This is a genomic window from Afipia dichlorophenoxyacetatis (assembly GCF_055386385.1).
On record NZ_AP029250.1, the window covers coordinates 2,313,901 to 2,335,542 of the forward strand.

The 21,642-nt window shown below is 62.2% G+C and carries 8 protein-coding genes; 6 read left to right on the forward strand and 2 right to left on the reverse strand.

The window, feature by feature from the left end; genetic code table 11:
- Window positions 1-76: 76 nt before the first annotated feature.
- From ACZ5C3_RS10860 to ACZ5C3_RS10875, 4 genes are all read left to right on the forward strand, one after another.
- Entirely contained in the window at window positions 77-4,069 is a 3,993-nt protein-coding gene (locus tag ACZ5C3_RS10860; protein ID WP_464044701.1) for an autotransporter outer membrane beta-barrel domain-containing protein, read from the forward strand.
- 9 nt (window positions 4,070-4,078) lie between these two features.
- On the forward strand, window positions 4,079-7,651 hold the full coding sequence (locus tag ACZ5C3_RS10865; protein WP_464037578.1) for an autotransporter domain-containing protein: 3,573 nt from the start codon (window positions 4,079-4,081) through the stop codon (window positions 7,649-7,651).
- A gap of 251 nt (window positions 7,652-7,902) precedes the next feature.
- Window positions 7,903-11,442: an autotransporter domain-containing protein gene (locus tag ACZ5C3_RS10870; protein WP_464044702.1), complete on the forward strand. Its 3,540-nt coding sequence runs from the start codon at window positions 7,903-7,905 to the stop codon at window positions 11,440-11,442.
- A 221-nt stretch (window positions 11,443-11,663) separates the two neighbouring features.
- Window positions 11,664-16,154 carry an autotransporter domain-containing protein gene (locus ACZ5C3_RS10875; RefSeq protein WP_464037584.1) on the forward strand — a complete coding sequence of 1,497 codons (4,491 nt, stop codon included), beginning with the start codon at window positions 11,664-11,666 and terminating at the stop codon, window positions 16,152-16,154.
- Window positions 16,155-16,200: 46 nt separating this feature from the next.
- Here the strand turns inward: ACZ5C3_RS10875 and ACZ5C3_RS10880 are convergent, their stop codons facing one another.
- Entirely contained in the window at window positions 16,201-16,866 is a 666-nt protein-coding gene (locus ACZ5C3_RS10880; protein WP_464037586.1) for a TVP38/TMEM64 family protein, read from the reverse strand.
- 453 nt (window positions 16,867-17,319) lie between these two features.
- On the opposite strand from ACZ5C3_RS10880, the gene ACZ5C3_RS10885 reads away from it, so the two are divergent.
- Window positions 17,320-17,880: a hypothetical protein gene (locus ACZ5C3_RS10885; protein ID WP_464044703.1), complete on the forward strand. Its 561-nt coding sequence runs from the start codon at window positions 17,320-17,322 to the stop codon at window positions 17,878-17,880.
- A 1,036-nt stretch (window positions 17,881-18,916) separates the two neighbouring features.
- Here ACZ5C3_RS10885 and ACZ5C3_RS10890 read toward each other — a convergent pair.
- Complete coding sequence (locus ACZ5C3_RS10890; protein ID WP_464037590.1) at window positions 18,917-19,150, reverse strand: hypothetical protein; 234 nt, start codon at window positions 19,148-19,150, stop codon at window positions 18,917-18,919.
- 835 nt (window positions 19,151-19,985) lie between these two features.
- On the opposite strand from ACZ5C3_RS10890, the gene ACZ5C3_RS10895 reads away from it, so the two are divergent.
- A complete protein-coding gene (locus ACZ5C3_RS10895) occupies window positions 19,986-21,629 on the forward strand; it encodes a phospholipase C (RefSeq protein WP_464037592.1) in 1,644 nt (547 codons plus the stop codon).
- Window positions 21,630-21,642: the final 13 nt, after the last annotated feature.

Genomic DNA, 21,642 nt, shown 5'->3' on the forward strand with positions numbered 1-21,642 from the left:
GTCGCAAATGACGTTTGGAAGTGAAAAGACCGGGCAGGTCCAAGCCCGGTGGTCCGTATTTTCAAGGCAATCGCTGTTGAGCAGCACCGCGCTGATGCGAGCAGGTCGCGTCGCGCTTCTGAGCCTCGCTGTCTCCGGCGTAATGGTTGCCACACCCGCGTTCGCCGCTGGTGCCCCCGGCGCCAATGGAGCAAATTCAGGCACCGACACCGTTGACGGAGGCGGCGGAGGCCCTGGCGGTGATGACTCGGTCGGCAACGTTCCGGGTGCGGCGGCCCTCGGCGGCAAGGGCGGTGACGGCGGCAACAGTACCGCGAACAATCAGAGCAATGGCGGCGGCGGTGGGGCTGGTGGCTCCGGTGCGGTTATCACCAACGCGGCGGGCTGGACGGGGTCCTTGTCTGTCGATGCCACCGGCGGCGACGGCGGCAAGGGCGGCAGCACGTCAGCCGACAATTCCTCGGGTGGCAATGGCGGGTCCGGCGGCGTGGGGCTGAATGCGTTCACCACCCCCGCGAATTTGACGATCGATTCGAATGCGAATGTGAAGGGCGGCCGCGGCGGTGATGGTGGTGCGGCCACTGGATCCGCTTCGTCGGGCGGCAACGGTGGAAATGGTGGCGCGGGCATTGTGATGACTGGCGGCGGCACCGTTGAGGTGGATGGCTCGGTGAAGGGCGGTGATGGTGGTGTCGGCGGTGCCGGCTCCACTCCCGGAGCCTCAGGGGCGGGCGGCGCGGGCATCACCGGCGCGAGCATGACGGTCGTCAACGGAGGCAGCATCGCCGGCGGATTGAATGGCGACGGCACGCAAGCCAACGCCATCACTTTTACGGGCGGATTCAACACGCTGCGCTTCCTCGGCGGCACATCCGGATTGAGCGGCAACATTGACGTCACGGGTACGCTGACCTTTGACCAAACCGGCAACGATACGACCGTCGCCAACGCGATCACCGGCACCGGCGCAGTGATCAAGGACAGTAGCTCGACAATCACGCTGTCCGGCAACAACACCTATGCGGGCGGCACGTCGCTCAACGCCGGCGGTCTCGTGGTCGGCAACAACACGGCGCTCGGCACGGGCACGCTGACGGTCGGTGGCGCCGCGACGCTGGACAGCAGCACTTCAACGACGCTGGCCAACAATATCGTGCTGAACGCGAACCTCACGGTGGCGGGCTCGAACGATCTTACACTGAACGGTTCGATGTCCGGCACCGGTGGCGTGACGAAAGACGGTCTGGCGACGCTGACACTGAACGGCACCAACACCTACACCGGCGGTACGAACATCAACGCGGGCACGCTCGCACTCGGAGCCGGGGCAAGCCTTTATGTGAATGGCACCGTCAATGTCGCGACCGGCGCAACCTTCGATCTGTCGGCGGGCAACGGCACGCAGACCTTCGGCACGCTGACAGGCAGCGGCAGGGTCTACATGGGCACCAATACGCTGACGTTCGATGGGAACGCGCCGGGCACATTCGGCGGCGACATCGCGGGCAGCGGCGGAATCATCAAGAACGGCCCCAACACCCAGACATTCACCGGCGCGAACTCCTTCACAGGCGCCGTGACAATCAATGTCGGCACACTCGAGCTCTCCGGGGCAGGCAAGTTTGCGCCGACCGTCGCTGTGAGCCTCAACAACGGTGGTGCCGGTTTCGATATCAGCGGCAGCACATTGACGAACCAGACGATCGGCGCTCTCTCTGGTGTCGCAGGCACAACTGTGTCGCTCGGCGCTAATACGTTGACCTTCGGGGACGGGACCAACCAGGCATTCGCAGGCACGGTCTCGGGCTCGGGTCACCTCGTGAAGCAGGGCGCGGGCATCGAGACACTGTCCGGCGCGAACACATTCGGCGGTGGCATATCGCTCAACGGCGGCGGACTGCTCCTTGCCAACGCCGGGGCGCTCGGGATCGGTGCGCTGACGGTCAACAATGCTGCGACGCTCGACACCACCACCGCGGCGACCCTTTCCAACAACATCACTCTGAATTCGACCCTGACGCTGCTCGGCTCCCAAAACCTGACGCTGGGTGGCGGGCTCACCGGCGCGGGCGGCCTGACCAAGAACGGCGCGGGATTGTTGACGCTTGCGGGCAATAATACCTATTCCGGCGCCACGACCATCGAAGCGGGCGTGCTGACCAGAGCACCGGGAACGGGCTTGTCCCCTAACAGCGCGTTCACCGTTGCAACAGGTGCGTTTCTTGAATTGAATAATTCCGATGGCACCATCGGCTCGCTGGCCGGCGCGGGCCAGGTGGATATGGGCATCGGGACGCTGACCGCGGGCGGCGACAACACATCGACCACATTCTCCGGCGTGATCACCGGCAGCGGTGGCTTCACCAAGACCGGCACCGGCCGTCTCAACCTGACCGGCACCAGCACTTACACCGGCGCAACCATCGTCGATGGCGGCACGCTTGCGGTGAACGGCGATATCACATCATCCAGCGGCGTCACCGTGAACGCGGGCGGCACGCTGGGCGGCAACGGCTTTGTCGGCAACACCAGTATCAATGGCGGTACACTTGCGCCGGGTAACTCGATCGGCTTGCTGACGGTCAACGGCAATCTGTCGTTCACGGCGGCAGCGAGCTACATGGTCGAGGTGTCGCCATCCAATGCCGACCGCGTCAACGTCACCGGCACCGCGACGCTCAATGGCGCGACCGTGCAGACGTCCTACGCGCCGGGTAGCTATCTGGCGAAGCAATACACCATCCTCACCGCCGGCAACCCGCTCACCGACACGTTCAACGGGCCGGTCAGCAACAATCTGCCGTCGACCATTACGCAAAGCCTGAGCTACGACCAGAACAATGTCTATCTCAACACCCAGATCGCCTTCGCTGTGCCTGGTGGCCTCACGCAAAATCAGCAGGGCGTCGGCAACGCATTGACGAACTTCTTCAATACGACGGGCGGCATCCCGCTGAGCTTTGCCACGCTGACGCCGCAGGGCTTGACGCAAGTCTCCGGCGAACTCGGCACCGGCACGCAGCAGACGACGTATCAGGCGATGAACCTGTTCATGGGCCTGATCACCGATCCGTTCTCGGCGGGGCGGGGCGTGCCGAACAATGGGCCGACAGCGTTCGCGGATGAGAGCGAGAGCATGGCGTATGCAGGCCGCGCGAAGTCGAAGAATCCGAACGACGCGTTTGCGGCGTACACGAAAGCTCCGCCTGCTGCATTCGCTCAACGCTGGAATGTGTGGGCCGCGGGTTATGGCGGTTCGCAGACCACCGACGGCAATGCTGTCACTGGTTCGAACAATACGACCAGCGCTGTCTATGGTGGCGCGGCCGGCGCGGATTACTGGTTCTCGCCTGACACAGTCGCAGGCTTCGCACTTGCGGGCGGTGGTTCGAACTTCAGCGTTGCGAATGGTGGTTCGGGCCGTTCGGACATGTTCCAGGCCGGTGCGTTCGTGCGGCACAACTTCGATGCAACGTATCTCACCGCTGCTGTCGCTTACGGCTGGCAGGATGTCACCACCGACCGTTACGTTAGCGTTGCGGGTGTCGATCATCTGCGCGCGAACTTCAACGCGAACGCTTATTCAGGCCGTCTTGAGTTGGGTCATCGTTTCCTGACGCCATGGTTCGGCGGGCTCGGTGTCTCGCCATACGCAGCGGCACAGATCACGGCGTTCGAGCTGCCGTCGTATGCCGAGCGCGCGATCTCGGGCGCGAGCACGTTCGCGCTGAACTACGGCGCCGACACTGCAACGTCATCACGCACAGAGTTGGGTCTGCGGACAGACAAGTCCTATGCGCTCGATGGCGCAGTTCTCACACTACGCGGCCGCGCCGCGTGGGCGCATGACTTCAATCCGGATCGCACGATCGGGGCGACATTCCAGACGCTGCCCGGCGCTTCATTCATCGTGAATGGCGCGGCGCTCGCATCGGATTCTGCACTCACGACGGCGTCTGCCGAAGTGCGCTGGCTCAATGGCTGGTCGGTGGCCGCGACGTTCGAAGGCGAATTTTCTGACGTGACGCGCAGCTACGCCGGAAAGGGCGTCGTGCGCTACAACTGGTGAGGCTCGCAAATGAGCACTGCTGATCAAGCTTTCAAAACTGTTGTCCACCGTCGCGTCTCTTCAACACAATCGCGGCTCAGCAGCACCGCGCTCTTGCGCTTGTGCTGCGCTGGTGTGCTTGGCCTCGCGCTGACAAGCGCCTTGCTCGCAACGCCCGCGTTGGCCGACGGCGGTGTCGGCGGTGAGGTCAGCGGTCAGGTTGGTCCGGGTGGCACAGATAACCCCACGGGCCCGGCTAGTGACCCCGGCTCAACGGCTCCCGGCGGCGGTGGCGGTGGTGGTGCAGGCTCGACCGGCGGCCCCGGCGGCGCGAGTGGCGGCGGTGGCGGGGCCGGAGGTACCCCGAGTCCCGTGCCCGTCGATGCAGTCGACGGAGGCGCAGCTCTGGGGAGCAGCCTCAGCGCAGGCGGCGGCGGCGGTGGCGCCCATGGCGGTGTCTTCACCAGCATTCCAGGTGTTGGAGTCTATACCGGCGGCAACGGCGGCAACGGCGGTAATGGTTTCGCTGGTGGGTTCGACTCAGCGGGCGGCGGTGGTGGCGCCGGTGGCTATGGTCTCGTCCTCAATGGCTCCGATAATAACCTTTTGACCGCGCTGGATCCCACCGGCGGCAATGGCGGCAAGGGCGGCGACACGACCGCCACCAATTCCGGCGGCGGCTGGGGCGGGTCCGGGGGCATCGGATTTTATGCGACCGGCAATTCGACACTGGAGTTCAACTCGAACGCGACCGGTGGACGCGGCGGTGACGGCGGCAACGGAGTGATCAGCGGCGGCGGTGGCGGCAACGGTGGTGATGCCATCTTCATGAACAGCGGTGGCGGCCTCACCTTGCACTTCGCGGTCACGGGCGGGGACGGCGGGAAGGGCGGTGACGGCACCGGTCTCGGCTTTGGTGGTGCCGGCGGAGCGGGCGTCGTCATGAACGCGGACGGCACCGTTGTCTTTGATGGCCTCATGCTCAAAGGCGGTAACGGCGGCGACGGCGGGGATACAGCGGCTGTCGGCACCGCTGGTAGCGGCGGTGCCGGTGGCATCGGCATTGCGATGAACGCGGGTGGCGCTGTTACGGTGGCGAGCGGCAACACTATCGTGGGCGGCAGCGGCGGCGACGGTGGGTTGGGCGGGACGGGCGGCGCGGGCGGCGCCGGCATCTTCATGGCCCACAGCGGCACCGTAACGGTGAACGGCGCGGTGAACGGTGGCGCCGGTGGCGTGAGCGGTTCTGGCAGTGCGGGGGCCTTCGGCGGCAGCGGCGGAATAGCCATTGAAATGATTGGCGGCGGCGATCTCATCGTGAACAATGCGACGGGTGGCGCCGGTGGCGCGACGACCGACGGCCGCGCCGGCAATGGCGAGCGGGGCATTGTCATGGGCGCCAGCGGCACTGTGACGGTGAATGGCACGGTGACGGGCGGTGCTGGCGGCGCTGCGCTAGGTGTTGGCTTCAACGGTCAAGGCGCAGCCGGCATCTTTGTGGCCACCGGCGGCACTGTTACCGTCAACAGCGGCGCGGCGGTGATTGGTGGCGATGCCGGTGCAAGTGGCTCTGGATTTGTTGCGGCCGGCGGCGATGGCATGTTCGGCGCGGACCTCACCATCGTCAACAAAGGCCACATCAGCGGCGGTGCCTATGCCGGCGTGTCGCAAACGGCCAACGCCGTGACGTTCACCAGCGGCACCAACGTCTATGAAATGTGGGCCGGCGCAAGCGTGACCGGCACCGTGCTCGATCGGACCGGCAACGGCACATTCCGGCTGGGTGGTACGACCAATGGCAGCTTCGATGCATCGAGCCTCGCCTCAAGCACCGGCGGCAGCGAGACCTATCAGGGCTTCGCGCATTTTGAGAAGACCGGCACCTCGACCTGGAGCGTGACCGGCACCAGCAACTATGCAGGCGACATCACAATAAATGGCGGCGCTCTGGCCGTGAACGGCTCGCTTGCCTCCGCGACGCTGACCACGGTGAGTGGCGGCGCGTCGTTGTTTGGCGCCGGTACGCTTGGCGCCGTTCAGATCAATGCGGGCGGTGTCTTCTCCCCCGGCAATTTCACGCCGGGCTCGTCAATGACAGTCGCAAGTCTCGCGCTCGCATCAGGTGCGCTCTATGTCGTAAATCTCGATCCAACCACATCGAGCTTCGCCAACGTCACCGGCAATGCGTCGCTGGGCGGCGCGACAATGGGGACAACCTTTGCGACTGTCGGCGGCTATATTCAGAAGCGATACACGATCCTGACTGCAGGCAGCATCACCGGCACGTTCAACCCTGTGGTGGACAACCTCAATCTGCCGTCCGGCTTCAAGACCTCGCTCAGCTACGATCCAACCAACACCAAGGTCTTCCTCGATCTGGCGCTCAACATTCTTCCGCCGTCGGCGCCGTCGCAGAACGGCGTGAACACCAATCAGCGCAATGTCGCCAACGCCGCGATCAATTTCTTCAACAGCACGGGCAACATCCCGATGGCGTTCGGCGCGTTGACGCCAAACGGTTTGACGCAAGCCTCCGGCGAGCTCGGTACGAGTACGCAGCAGACGACGTATCAGGCGATGAATCTGTTCATGGGCCTGATCACCGATCCGTTCTCGGCGGGACGGGGTGTGCCGAACAACGGTCCGACGGCATTCGCCGATGAAGAGAGCATGGCTTATGCAGGCCGGGCGAAGGCGAAGAATCCGAACGATGCGTTTGCGGCCTTCACCAAGGCACCGCCTGCCGTATTCGCACAACGCTGGAATGTGTGGGCGGCAGGCTACGGTGGTTCGCAGACCACCGATGGTAATGCCGCCGTTGGTTCAAATAACACGACCAGCAGTGTCTATGGCGGCGTGGCCGGTGCGGACTACTGGTTCTCGCCCGACACCGTCGCTGGCTTTGCACTTGCAGGCGGCGGCAGCAACTTCAGCGTTGCGAACGGAGGTTCGGGCCGCTCGGATATGTTCCAGGCCGGTGCGTTCGTGCGTCACAATTTCGATGCGACGTATGTGACTGCATCCGTCGCTTACGGCTGGCAGGATGTCACCACCGATCGCTATGTCTCGGTCGCGGGTGTCGATCATCTGCGCGCCAACTTCAACGCCAATGCCTATTCAGGCCGCCTTGAGTTGGGCCATCGTTTCCTGACGCCGTGGTTCGGCGGACTTGGCGTCTCGCCATACGCCGCCGCACAGATCACGGCGTTCGAGCTTCCGTCCTATGCCGAGCGCGCGCTCTCCGGGGCGAGTACGTTTGCACTCAACTACGGTGGAGACACCACCACGTCATCACGCACCGAACTTGGTCTGCGTTCAGACAAATCCTACGCACTCGATGGTGCCGTGTTGACGCTGCGCGGCCGTGCGGCGTGGGCGCACGATTTCAATCCGGATCGTACGATCGGGGCGACATTCCAGACGCTGCCCGGCGCATCGTTCGTGGTGAATGGTGCTGCGCTCGCATCCGACTCCGCGCTGACAACAGCATCCGCCGAAGTACGCTGGATGAACGGCTGGTCCGTTGCCGGCACGTTCGAGGGCGAGTTCTCGAATGTGACCCGCAGTTATGCCGGCAAGGGCGTCGTGCGTTACAACTGGTGAGGCCCCCCCCGGCGGGCCGGCCTAATGCCTTTTGCTGCGCGCGAGGTGCTCGGCATTTGAATGCCGTCAATCCCGGCGTTGGCCGGTTGTTAACCCTCGCGGTTCAATCGATTGTTGCACCACAGGCACACGTGTCCGCAATCTCGCTGATCTGTCCAAAATAACGCCACACGAGGCCCTCCGGCCGTGGTTCCGTCTGCTCCAAATGGGGTACGAAAACACCTGCAAGTTGTGAATCGCCGGGGGGCACGGTGACGTTTGGAAGTGGTAAGACCGGGCAGGTTCGAGCCCGGCGGTTTGGATTTTCGGTTCAATCCCTTTTAGGCCGCACCGCGGTGGTGCGTCTCTGCGCCGGGACGTTCGGCCTCGCGCTGTCCGGTGTGTTGTTTGCGGCGCCGGCGTGGGCCGATTGCACGCCCGCTGCCGCCAACGGCGTGACGGCGACCTGTACGGGCGTCACCATCGATCAGGGCGGCGGCGGCGGTATTATCGCGGGCTACGGCGCTGGAGTTGAAACCGGCGTGACCGTCAACGTCGCCAGCGGCGCCACCAATACGGTCACAGGAAGTGATGTTGGCATCTATCTTGGCGACGCGACGGTGATCAACAATGCCGGCGGCACCGTCGCGGGCGGCGCCATCGGAATTTCCGCCGTCACTGGCTTTGCCGATGTCTTCAATTCCGGCTCGATCGCAGGCAGTGCCCAGTTCGGCATTTTCGCCGGCACCAATGCGACGGTGATCAACACTGCCGGCGGCGCCATCACGGGCGGCACTGGCGGTATCTTGGCCGTTACCGGCTTTGCCGATGTCACCAACTCCGGCACCATCGCGGGCGGCGACACCGGAATCGTTGCCAACACTGGCTTTGCCAATGTCACTAACTCCGGAAGCATCGTCGGCGGCTTCGCCTACGGCATTTCCGCCGGAACCAACGCGACGGTGACCAACACCGCGGGCGGCATCATCACGGGCGGCGACACCGGAATCATCGCCAACAACGGCTTTGCCAATATCACTAACTCCGGCCGCATCACCGGCACCAACAACTCCGGCATTTCCGCCGGCACCAACGCAACGGTGACCAACAAGGCCGGTGGCACCATTGTGGGGGGGCAGAACGGAATTTACGGTATCAGTGGCTTCGCCGACGTCACCAATTCCGGCACCATCACCGGCACCAGCGACTACGGCATTATCGCTCTAACCAATGCGACAGTGACCAACAACGCCGGTGGCACCATCGCGGGGGGGCAGACCGGAATTTACGGTGTCAATGGCTTTGCCAATGTCACCAATTCGGGCAGCATTACCGGCACCGCCGACACCGGCATTTCCGCCAACACCGACGCGACGGTGATCAACGCTGCCGGCGCCAGCATCACGGGGGGACAATACGGAATCGTCGCCAACACTGGCTCTGCCAACGTCACCAATTCCGGCAGCGTCTCCGGCGGCACCAACGGCATTTATGCCAACACCAACGCGACGGTGACCAACACTGCCGGCGGCAGCATCACTGGCGGCAATAACGGCATTATCGCCAACTCTGTCAATGTCACCAATTCCGGCACCATCACCAGCACGGCCATAGCCTCCGCCGCCATTTCCGCCGGCGCCGATGCGACGGTGATCAATAATGCCCATGCCATCATCACGGGCGATAACTACGGAATCGTTGCCAACGCAGGCTCTGCCAATGTCACCAATTTCGGCAGCATTACCGCCGCCGGCTTCGGCATTAAGGCCGCCAGTGCGATGGTGACCAACAATGCCGGCGCCAGCATCACGGGCTTTGTGGGAATTTTCGCCCTCGGCGGTGGGTCTTCGATCTTCAATGCCGGCACCATCAACGGCGGCTCCCCGAGCAGCGGTGGCTCCGCGATCAAGTTCAGCGGCACCGGCAATACGCTGACGCTGGCGCAGGGCTCGGTCATCAACGGCAACGTGCTCGGCACCGGCAGCGATACGTTCCAGCTCGGCGGCACTGGCGCTGCGGCGTTCGATGTCAGCACGCTCGGCGACACCGTGCAGTATCGCGGCTTCGGTACTTTCAACAAGATCGACAGCTCGGTGTGGACGCTGACCGGCACCACCACCTTTACCGGCGATGTAAACGTCAATGGCGGCACTCTGGTGGTGAATGGCGATCTGTCGTCGGCCAGCCTGATGCTCGTCAATCCCGGTGGCACGTTGTCAGGCACCGGCGTTGTGCCGTTCACGCTGCTTGACACTGGCGCGACGCTGGCGCCGGGCCCGCTCAACGGCACCGGTACGCTGACCATCATGGATCGCGTTGTGTTCTGCGACTGCGCCACTTACGCCGTGAAGGTGTCAGGCACGAGCAGCGACCGCGTCAACGTCGTCGCCGGCGGCTTGGGCAGCGGTGAAGCCGATCTGACCGGTTTGGTGCGGGTCACGTCACCGACCGGCAGCTACCGCTTCAACTCGCCCTATACGATCCTGTCCGCGCAGGGCGGATTGAACGGCTCGACCTTCGACACACTGGTGATGCCGACCGGCATTGGCGGCGCGCTCAGCTATACCAGCAATGACGTGTTGCTGACGCTGACATCGCAGCTCGGGCAGATCGCCGAGCTGAACGGCAATCAGCAGCGGGTTGCGCACACGCTCGACACCGCCTTCAATTCCGGCGCCAACATCAACGGGCTCGGCGCAATTTTCGGCGGCAACATTCCGCAGAATCTCTCGCAAGCCTCCGGCGAACTCGGTACCGGTGCGCAGCAGACGACATTCCAAGCGATGAATCTTTTCATGGGCCTGATCACCGATCCGTTCTCGGCGGGACGTGGCGTGCCGAACAATGGTCCAACCGCGTTCGCCGATGAGAGCGAGAGCATGGCGTATGCGGGCCGCGCCAAGTCGAAGAATCCGAACGATGCATTTGCGGCCTTCACCAAGGCGCCGCCTGCCGCGTTCGCGCAACGCTGGAACGTGTGGGCCGCAGGTTATGGCGGTTCGCAGACGACGGATGGCAATGCAGTTGTTGGTTCGAACAACACGACCAGCAGCGTCTACGGTGGCGTGGCTGGTGCGGATTACTGGTTCTCGCCGGACACCGTCGCAGGCTTCGCGCTCGCAGGTGGCGGCAGCAACTTCAGCGTTGCGAACGGTGGCTCGGGCCGCTCGGATATGTTCCAGGCCGGTGCGTTCGTGCGGCACAATTTCGATGCGACGTATGTAACCGCATCGGTCGCTTACGGCTGGCAGGATGTCACCACCGATCGCTACGTCAGCATCGCGGGCGTCGATCATCTGCGTGCCAACTTCAATGCCAATGCTTACTCAGGCCGTCTTGAGTTGGGTCATCGCTTCTTGACGCCGTGGTTCGGTGGGCTTGGTGTGTCGCCATACGCAGCCGCACAGATCACTGCGTTCGAGCTTCCATCGTACGCTGAACGCGCGATCTCCGGCGCGAGCACGTTTGCACTGAACTACGGTGGAGACACCACGACAGCATCGCGCACTGAACTCGGTCTACGTACGGATAAATCCTACGCGCTCGATGGCGCGGTGCTGACACTGCGGGGCCGTGCGGCATGGGCGCATGACTTCAATCCGAACAGTGCAGTGACGGCGACGTTCCAGACGCTGCCCGGCGCATCGTTCGTGGTGAACGGCGCAGCACTCGCGTCCGACACTGCACTCACAACTGCATCCGCCGAAGTGCGTTGGATGAACGGCTGGTCAGTGGCTGCAACGTTCGAAGGCGAGTTCTCCGACGTGACGCGCAGCTACGCCGGCAAGGGCGTGGTGCGTTACAACTGGTGAGGCGCGGACGGGCCGCCCCTCACTCCCTTGAACTGGCGACCGCCCAGCCGGCATGACGCAAATGGGTTATGCAGCGTCGCCACACTCTATCGGAATTCGATATAAGTCAGCCATTTCAGGCCACTGTAATGCGGCAGCCAGTGGTTGCTGCTTGTGCGCTCCGCTACAATCCGTTTCCAGAAAAATTGGATTCGGGCTGAGATTTTCTTGGGGCACGTGCGGTGACGTTTGGAAGTGAGAAGGCCGGGCAAGTTCAAGCCCGGCGGACTGCGGTTTCAATTCAATCCCTGTTGAGCAGCACGGCGTTGCTTCGGGTCTGCCGCGTCAGTGCGCTCGGCCTCGTGCTCAGCGGTGCACTGCTTGCGACGCCTGTCTTTGCCGACGGCGGTGCAGGCGCCGGCGTCACTTTTAACAACGGCGGCTCGGGCGGCTTGGATGCCATCCCTAATGGCAACACCAACAATAGCGGTCAGCCGGGCACCGGAGGCGGTGGTGGTGGCGGCGGTGCGGGCATCACGGGCGGAGACGGCGGCAATAACCCTGGGTCAGGCGGGGTCGGGGCGGGCGCCGCTGGCGGCGCAGGAGCTGACTCAAACACCACCTTTGTTGGCGGTACCGGCGGTGGTGGCGGCGCGCATGGCTTTGCGGGGGCGACCCTTCCGACAGGGCCGGTCACCGGCGGTGATGGCGGCAACGGCGGAAATGGTTTGGCTTCCAACACCGCAGGCGGTGGTGGCGGCGCTGGCGGATGGGGTGCGCTGCTCGACGGTGCACCGGCCGGCTGGACCGGAACGTTGTCGGGTAATGTCAACGGCGGCAACGGCGGAAATGGTGGTAATGGCCAGGGAGCAGGCGGCGGCTGGGGTGGTTCTGGCGGTGTTGGATTTTACACGGCCGATCAGGGAATGCTCACTATTCAATCCGCTGTGAAGGGCGGCAATGGCGGGAACGGCGGAGCCGAAACAGGGGGCTCCTTTGGTGCAGGAGGTGGAGGAGTCGGCGGCTACGGAGTCACGTGGAACGGTGGTGGCACCCTCACGGTGAAGGGCAGTGCGACGGGCGGTGACGGTGGCAACGGCGGCGCCACCGATTCAACTTTCGGCGGCAACGCTGGCACCGGCGGCGGAGGCCTCCTAATCAACGGTGGCACCGTTTTTATAGACGGCGGGACGGTGACGGGCGGGAAGGCCGGCACCGCCGGCTCTGGTGGCGCCGGCATGTCTGGCGGTTTTGGCATCACTGGCGGGGATGCCACCATCATCAACAATGGCAGCATCAGCGGTGGATTGGCCTCCGATAACGTGACGCGTGCCACCGCCGTCAGCCTCCTCGGCAACAGCGTCTACGAAATGTGGAACGGCGCGACCGTCACCGGCACTGTAGTGGTCTCTTCCAACACCGGCACGTTCATCCTCGGTGGCTCGGCGTCCGGCGGAACGTTCGATACCTCGCAGATCTCGGGGCTTGGCGGAGGGGGACAATATCAGGGCTTCACGACCTTTCAGAAAACCGGGACCAGCACGTGGACGCTGACCGGGACGCCGACGCAAGCGATCACAAACTGGACGCTCAAGAGCGGCACGCTCGCGATCTCGGCGAGCGCTCAACCAAACACCGCAAGCCTCGGCAACTCACAGAGCACGCTGACATTCGACGGCGGCACGCTGCAAGTGAATGCCCCTGGAAGCAACATCGGGCTGAGTCAAAAAATCGGCTGGGGCCCGAACGGCGGCGGATTCGACATCACCTCCGGCACCACCCTTATCGTAGGATCGATCCCCTCTCAGAACCTCAACAATACAGGATCGCTCACCAAGACCGGCGCTGGCACGCTGGTCCTACAAGGTAACAACGGCTATTCGGGCGCGACCATCGTCAATGACGGCACCCTGCAAGCCGAGAGCGCAACGGCTTTATCCATCAATAGCGCCTACACAGTGAATTCAGGCGGCGTCCTTGAGTTGTTGAATGTGGACGGCAATATCGGCTCGCTGTCGGGCGCCGGGGCTGTCCACCTTGGCACAAACACGCTGACAACGTGGCCAGTCAACAGCTCGACAACATTTTCCGGAGTCATCAGCAGCACCGGAGCGGGTAACGGTCTGATCAAGCAAGGCGCCGGCACGCTGACTCTCACCGGCGTGAATACCTACACCGGAACAACCACGGTCAATAACGGCACATTGTTCGTGAACGGCGCGGGCTCAATCGCCGCGTCGTCGCTGACAACCGTCAATCCAAACGGCACGCTCGGAGGCACGGGCACTGTCGGAAACATGACGATCAATGGCGGCATACTTACGCCCGGCGCTGCCGCAGGCTCCATTGGAACGCTTGCCGTCAACGGCGATCTGGATATTCAAGCAGGCTCTAAGGTCGTTTTCGATTTCGGAGCCCCCGGCGCTAATTCCACCACGCCCGGCGCAAGCGACAAGGTCGCGGTCAACGGCAATCTCGCCATCAATCAAGCCCAACTGACCGTCAACGATACCGGGAGCATGGGGCCGGGCCTCTATACGCTGTTCACCTGGACCGGCTCGCTCAACTTCGGCACGAATGCGTTAGTCCCACCCACTGGCGACACGCTCCAGGTCGACATGACGGGGAAGGCGATCAACCTCATCAACGCGCAGCAGCTCACGCTCGACATCTGGAATCCCAACGGGACGGCCACAGGCGGCGGCGACGGCACGTGGAGCATCGCGTCTTCCACGTGGAGCGATGTCAACGGCGTCCATATCGGGCCGATGGCGCCGCAGCCGGGCTTTGCGATTTTCGGCGGCGACAAGGGCACGGTTCAGGTTGATAACTCCCTTGGCACAGTCAGCGCCACGGGCATGCAATTCAGGACGGATGGCTATCGGCTGTTCGGGAGCGCCATCACACTGGTGGGATCGGGCGGTGCCGCGCCGGTCATCAACGTCGATGGCGGAGTCGGCGCGACGATAGACAACGTGCTCGATGGCACCGACGGTCTCAACAAGATGGGCGGCGGCACGCTGGTCCTGAACGGCACGAGCACGTACACCGGCCAGACCACGGTCAGTAACGGCACGCTGATGGTCAACGGTTCGATCGCGTCGTCATCCCTGACAACCGTGAATGCGGGCGCCACGCTCGGCGGCAACGGCATTGTCGGAGCGACAACGATCAACGGCGGCACACTTGCGCCGGGCGCTGACAACGCTCACCTGACTGTCAACGGCGATCTCACGTTCACGACGGCGGCGGCCTATCTCGTGCAGGTGTCGCCATCGAGCGCAGGGCTTGTCACTGTCAACGGCACCGCTCATCTTGCCGACGCAAAGGTGAACGCGAACTTCGCAACAGGTACGGCGAACCCGTATGTCGCCAAGCAATACACGATCCTGACTGCGAACTCCCTTGACGGCAGTTTTTCAGGACCGGTGCCCACCAATCTGCCGACGAACTTCAAAACGTCGCTCAGTCAGGATGCCAACAACGTCTACCTGAACCTGGCGTTGGATTTTACGCCGCCTGCATCGGGGCCATCGTTCGGCAACGCGTTGAGCGGCAATCAGCAGGGCGTGGCTAACGCGCTGGTGAACTACTTCAAAACCCACGGCAGCATCCCGATGGCGTTCGGCGCGCTGACGCAGCAAGGCCTTACGCAGGTGTCGGGTGAAGTCGGCACCAGCGCGCAGGGCACGAGCTTCCAGGCAGCGACGCAGTTCATGAACATCATGAGCGATCCAACCGCTGCGGGACGCGGCGGTGCTGGCGGCGCGGGTGGGGCAACCGGCTACGCCGATGAAGCGACGGCCTATGCGGGCAAGGCCAAATCAAAGAACCCACGCGATGCATTCGCGTCATTCACCAAGGCGCCACCGGTTGCATTTGTGCAGCGCTGGAGCACGTGGGCCATGGGCTACGGCGGGTCGCAGACAACGGACGGCAACGCAGTTGCGGGGACCAGCACCTCATCGAGCAACATCTACGGTGTTGCGGTCGGTGCGGATTACAGCTTCTCGCCGGATACGGTCGCGGGCTTCGCGCTGTCGGGTGGTGGCACCAACTACAGCGTCGTCAATGGCGGCACGGGGCGTTCGGACATGTTCCAGCTCGGTGCGTTCGTGCGCCAGAATTTCGGCGCGACGTATCTCACTGCGTCCGCCGCTTATGGCTGGCAGGATGTCACCACCGATCGTTACGTCACGGCTGCGGGTGTCGATCATCTGCGCGCCGAGTTCAATACCAACTCATACTCAGGCCGTCTTGAGCTGGGTCATCGTTTCCTCGCGCCGTGGTTCGGCGGACTTGGCGTGTCGCCTTATGCTGCTGTGCAAGTGACGGCATTCGAGCTTCCTGCTTACGCTGAACGCGCGATCAGTGGCGCGAGCACGTTTGCGCTGAACTACAACGGGGACACGTCCACTGCGACACGCAGCGAGCTCGGCGTCCGCACCGATAAGTCCTACGCGCTCGATGGTGCCGTGCTGACATTGCGTGGGCGTGCAGCGTGGGCGCACGACTTCAATCCCGACAGCGCGGTGCAGGCGACATTCCAGACGCTGCCCGGCGCATCGTTCGTCGTGAACGGCGCGCGGCTGGCCCCGGATTCTGCGCTCACCACCGCATCCGCTGAACTGAGCTGGATCAACGGCTGGTCGATCGCCGGAACGTTCGAAGGCGAGTTCTCGAATGTCACCCGCAGCTACGCGGGCAAGGGCGTGTTGCGCTATAACTGGTGAGAGGGCGCGATGCGGCAGCGAGGTGAGAGGCGGCGGGAACGCCGCCTTACTCGGCGGGACCGGAGAGTTTTCGTTGGGACAAACGTTGCCAGAGTTGCGGGAGCATCGAAAGCAGAAGGATCGCCAAACCGGTCAACGTCGGTTGAACCCAGTCAAATTTTCCCATCGCAAGACGAGCGCCCGCAGCGCCGAATTGTACGAATGCGGCTGTCATCGGCAACTGTCCGATCAACGACCCCAGTGAGAAATCGACGACACTGATGGCCGTGAATCCAAGAAGGTAATTCGTCAGGGAATGCGGGATGGCGGGTATGAGCCGCACCATCGCGACAGCTCTCCAGCCTCCTTGTTCGACACGTCGCACAACAGAACCAAACCGCGACCATTCCGATGGCTTCACGAGGTCGCTTGCGAAGTAGCGCGTCAAGACGAAGCCAGCGAGCGCACCGGCAACACTCCCAATCGACGCCCAGACCAGGCCATACCAAAAGCCGAACACCAGACCGGCAGTGATTGCCATGATCGTGCGAGGCAAAAACAACAAGCTGAAAACGACGTGCAGTGCCAGAAAGATGATCGGCGCAAAGCTGTTATTCTGGAGCAGTTCGTGCAGGCGAAGAAAGCTCGCCCCGCTGTCACGAGCCAGCAGACTTCCCGCAGCTATGAGCAACACGATAATCGATGCTTTGATGAATTTGGATGCGCCGCTCACTTGCACCGGTAACCCTCTGACAGCGTAAGACCTGCGTATAGCATCATCCGCTGCCATCAATGTTGCATCGAAACAACACCATCGAAATTCTTGACTGAGACGCTCAGCACATTGCGCCGATCTTCGACCTCCTACGGCTTGTCCAGATTCTCCCGGGGACGACGCAGGGGCTGGAATTCAGGGGCAAGTGCAGATGCAATTCAATTCACTTCGCACGATGCTGTTCGCAACCACGGCGCTGATGCGCCGCTTGCGGCTGACAGGACGTCACCATGGTCTCCGCTGAAGTGAGCTGGACGAACGGATGGTCCATCGCCGCCACCTTCGAAGGTGAGTTCTCGGACGTCACGCGCAGCTACGCCGGCAAGGGCGTGGTTCGTTACAGCTGGTGAGGGGGTGGGCAGGCCTTCCTCAAGAATCGATTAACAGCTCGTATCGCTGCCACATTCTTCGATGTGTCGAGTCGACGGCGAGCGACGGCCGGATGATGGCTCGCTGTCTCCCGAAGTCGACTGTGCAAATGCGCCAATTTCCGTCGGTGCGGCAGGGCGCGTATTCGATCTCAACCGAGACGACCTGACCGCATCCTTCCTCACTCCTCATTTCAGCGAGGGCCAGGCGCTCGAGGGCGGTCCTGCTAACGCGGATCTTGGCCATGATTGCTCCGGTTCAAGCCGGCTGCCTCTGTGGCTGATGCCCCGGCCAATCGTGGCCGGGGCGCCAGGATCGTTAGTGCGACTAGCGCTGCTTTTCGTTTTCGTTCTGTTGTGCGCCTTGCTGGCCGCCTTGGCCTGGTTTCTGCTGTTGCTGCTGACCAGGCTTTTGGTTTTGGCCGCCCTGCTGACCCTGCTGACCCTGCTGACCCTGCTGACCCTGCTGACCCTGCTGGTTCTGTTGTCCGCCTTGCTTGTTCTCGTTTTCGCTTGTCATTTTAGTTTTCCTTTTGAGATCGTCTGTTTGGTAGCTAGGCCCAATCGACTTTTTGTGTGTTCGTTCCAGCCCGGTCCCAACTGATACCTCGATCGTTGAACACCTTCAGTTCATCCACGGAACATCACAACGAGCGCCGAAGCACTTGCAAGCCAAGCTCCGCGCGAATTTTATCTTCCTTCTGCCGCTGTGCTCTTCTCGCGTCCTGGTCCGTGGGAAAGGGGAATCCAGATCGTGCGGCGCGCTGCCGAACAGAAGCTGTCGTCCTATTGAAAAGTACGGATGCTCTGACAGGGCTCACGCCGTCCTGAACGAGTTTTCGCAAGCGCTCGGTTTGTTCGGTGGTCCATCCAGGTTTGCTCATTGAGCGTGCACCGGCATCAGCACAATTTTTTGCCTGCCGCGACATGCGCGCTTCAACAGGCGGTCGTCGTGATTCCAGGCGCGGTTCGTGATGTGTTTGGGCATGGTTTTCCCTGGGGCGTCGGAGCTCGATGGCGTTCACCCATTCGACAGTTACATACAATTCGAACCGAGTGATCCTTTGGAGCGCGCTTGTGTGGACGCCTGGCCACGCCCTGCGCACTCATGCGGTTTCAAGGAGGAGGTTTGATCTGTGTGTCGATTGACTTGTGGACCGCCCCGCTGTTTCGAAAAATAGGCAGGAGCGCGACTGGTCTCTCAGTCACCGCACGCCGTTCATTCGCGGTGATGACGCAAGTGTGCTCCTCACGCGTGCGTGCAGCAAGTCGAATATTTGCGACGGACAGCGGAACGTTTGAAAGACAACGAAGGTGGCCGGCTGGCCACGAGCAAGTTGGAGAGAAGGATGGCCAGCCGGTCCTGAGCCGTCAGCGGCGATCAGTGTCTGGACACCTGACCGCCACATCAGGCGAGGGATCCAACAGAAATCTTTCGCGCGCGTTCCTGCAAAAAAAAATCCCGGTCAGTCTGCCTGACTGGCCGGGCTTTAGTTTCCCGTCGCGTGTCATGTTTCCCGCGCGACGGATCCATACTCGAACAATCAAACAGTCGAGAAGATCAAACGTTCCGCGGCATTTTGCCCACCGCACGCGCGTGCGCCGCGATGTTCGCTATCAACGGCGCAAGATGGTTCCGCTTACTCCAGGCCCAGCTCGCGGCGAGCGTCGGCCTCGCGCTCCAGCTGTTGTCGCTTTGCCACCCGCTTATCGAGAAATGGAAAGCCTGCCTCCTTGGCTTTGATTTGCACAGACACCGTCGTCCGCTTCAGACGGACCGCCGCGCGCAAGGGAGATGCTCCGGCCTCGACAAGCTGTCTTAGCTCTTCAAGGTGTTCGGGCATCCAGCTTCGACTGGTGACATGGCGTCTCATTCAACTGTTCCCTGGGAGACTGAAGGTCTGACGAGCTGATCCAGCCCTCCACGGTGGCTGAACTTTCGAGCTTCTCGGCTTGCCGCAACAAACCATCCCGCGCGCGTCCATGCGGAATCGTATCTGCTTCGTGTCGCAGCTGCGCAGCCAGGCTGCGTAACTGGGCTTGATAGGTTGATTGGATCCGGGCCATTGGGACTGCTCCGCTGTTCGAGACAGACGGGGAGCGCAATCGGTCTCTCTGTCGCCAGCGGCCTTTGTCATGCCGGCGATACTGGATATTGCGCCTTTAGGCTTACAATTACGAGTCGAAAGAGGGAGGGGCGGGTTGGAACAAAGTGCCGCAACCATTCGTGCGGGATGAACGAGGCCGGAGAAAATAACCGGCCTCGTCGTCGCCGCGGCCGAGCGAGGCAGATCTGTTGCGCTGACATTCGCAAGGGCGCCTGTGAAATTCCACAGAACAATCGTAGTCCGATAGGTCGGTATTTTTTCTGAAATAAAACTTTCGCAATTCGCAGCGAAAAGAGTGAGACGTTGTCTCGCGCTCAAACAGTTGCGCAGAAATATCGTGAAGCGAGATGATGCCGGGGAATCATAAGGTCCGATGCCTCGTCTTCCTTGCCGATTCCAGTGGGTGAGGTGAGTGGTTTCATCGTTTCGTCTTGCAAACGTCAAAGAGCGATCGCCGTTTTCTGTGCGACGCGCGTGTCATTCAAAAAAAAATTGCACGTGCGGTGATGAGATTGTCGGGCTGCGTCAAATTGACACATGACCGTCATTCCCGCCGATTAGAAACGCGCGGCGCTAAGCCATCTCTTTTTTTGGGGCCAAGATGAAAAAGTTTTTATTGTCGACTGCTACGATGTTTGCCGTCGTAGCTGGTGTCAGCGGATCGGTTTCGGCTGATTCCACAAGCCCGCAGAACGCGGTCCGTACCGCGACTCCGATCAAGCATCTCGTCGTGATCTTTAACGAAAACCGTTCGTATGATCACTACTTCGGCACTTATCCGAATGCGGCGAACCCTGCGGGCGAGCCGGTGTTCACGGCTAAGGCGAACACGCCGAAGTCGAACAACTTCATTTCGAATCCGACACTGCTCTCCATGAACGGCAACGCTTCGGTCGCGTTGAACGGCACCGACGCCGCCAATCCTTTCCGCCTCGATCGCTCGCAGGCGAACACTCAGTCGCAGAACCATGCCTATACGGCCGAGCAAAAGGCCTATGACAACGGCAAGGCGGATCTCTTCCCGGTGAACACCGGTAAGGGCACCACCGGCGGCGCCGGCGCGTTCGGCACCAAGGGCCAGGTGATGGGCTACTTCGACGGCAACACCGTGACCGCGTTTTGGAATTACGCCCAGAATTTCGCGATGAACGACAACGCCTACACCGACAGCTACGGTCCATCGACCAACGGTGCGATCAACGTGATCTCCGGCCAGACCAACGGCGTGCAGATGACCGCGGGCACTGCGCCGAACGGCAACGTGATCAATGACGGGGCGGGCGCCCTGACGCTGATCGGCGACGTCGATCCCGGCTTCGACGTCTGCTCGAGCACCTCGAGCGCAGCGATCCTGACGGGTCCGAACATCGGCGATATGCTGAACGCTGCGAACCTCACCTGGGGCTCGTTCATGGGCGGCTTCAGCCTTGCAGCTAAGAACGCGAACGGTAGCACGGGCTGCCAGCGCTCAACATTCAGCGCTGTCCTTAACGGCACCAAGACAGACTATGTTCCGCACCACGCATGGTTCCAGTACTACGTGTCGACCGCCAATCCGACGCATGCTCGACCAAGCTCGATCGCGGCTGTCGGTTACACCAATGTCAACGGCGCGAAAGATCCGGCCAACCACGGCTACGATCTGCAGGACTTCTATGATGCAGTGAGCTCCGGCAACTATCCGTCGGTCTCCTACATCAAGATGTCGGCTTATCAGGATGGCCACGCAGGCAACTCCGACCCGCTCGACGAGCAGGCCGGCAACGTCGCGCTGATCAACTTCCTGCAGCAGCAGCCTGATTGGAACAGCACCGCCGTCATCATCACCTACGATGACTCCGACGGATTCTACGATCACGCTTACGCCACGCCGACCACGGCATCCTACGATGCGACCGTCGACCAGGTGAACGGTCCCGGCCAGTGCGGTCGCGGCGTGAACATTCAGCGTCAGCCGCTGGGCCTTAAGGGCCTGCCGGTGAACGGTCGCTGCGGTCCGGGCACCCGCGTGCCCTTCATCGTGGTCTCGCCCTTCGCGAAGCAGAACTTCATCAGCCACACGGCGATCTCGCAGGCTTCTGTCGTCCGCTTCATCCAGGACAACTGGCTGAACGGTCGTCGCCTCGGCGGCGGTTCGGTTGACGCGACCGCTGGCTCGATCATCGACATGTTCGACTTCACCAAGGCTGCCCGGACCGACAAGCTGAACCTTGATCCGTCGACCGGAACCGTGACGACGAACTAAGGACATCTACGGT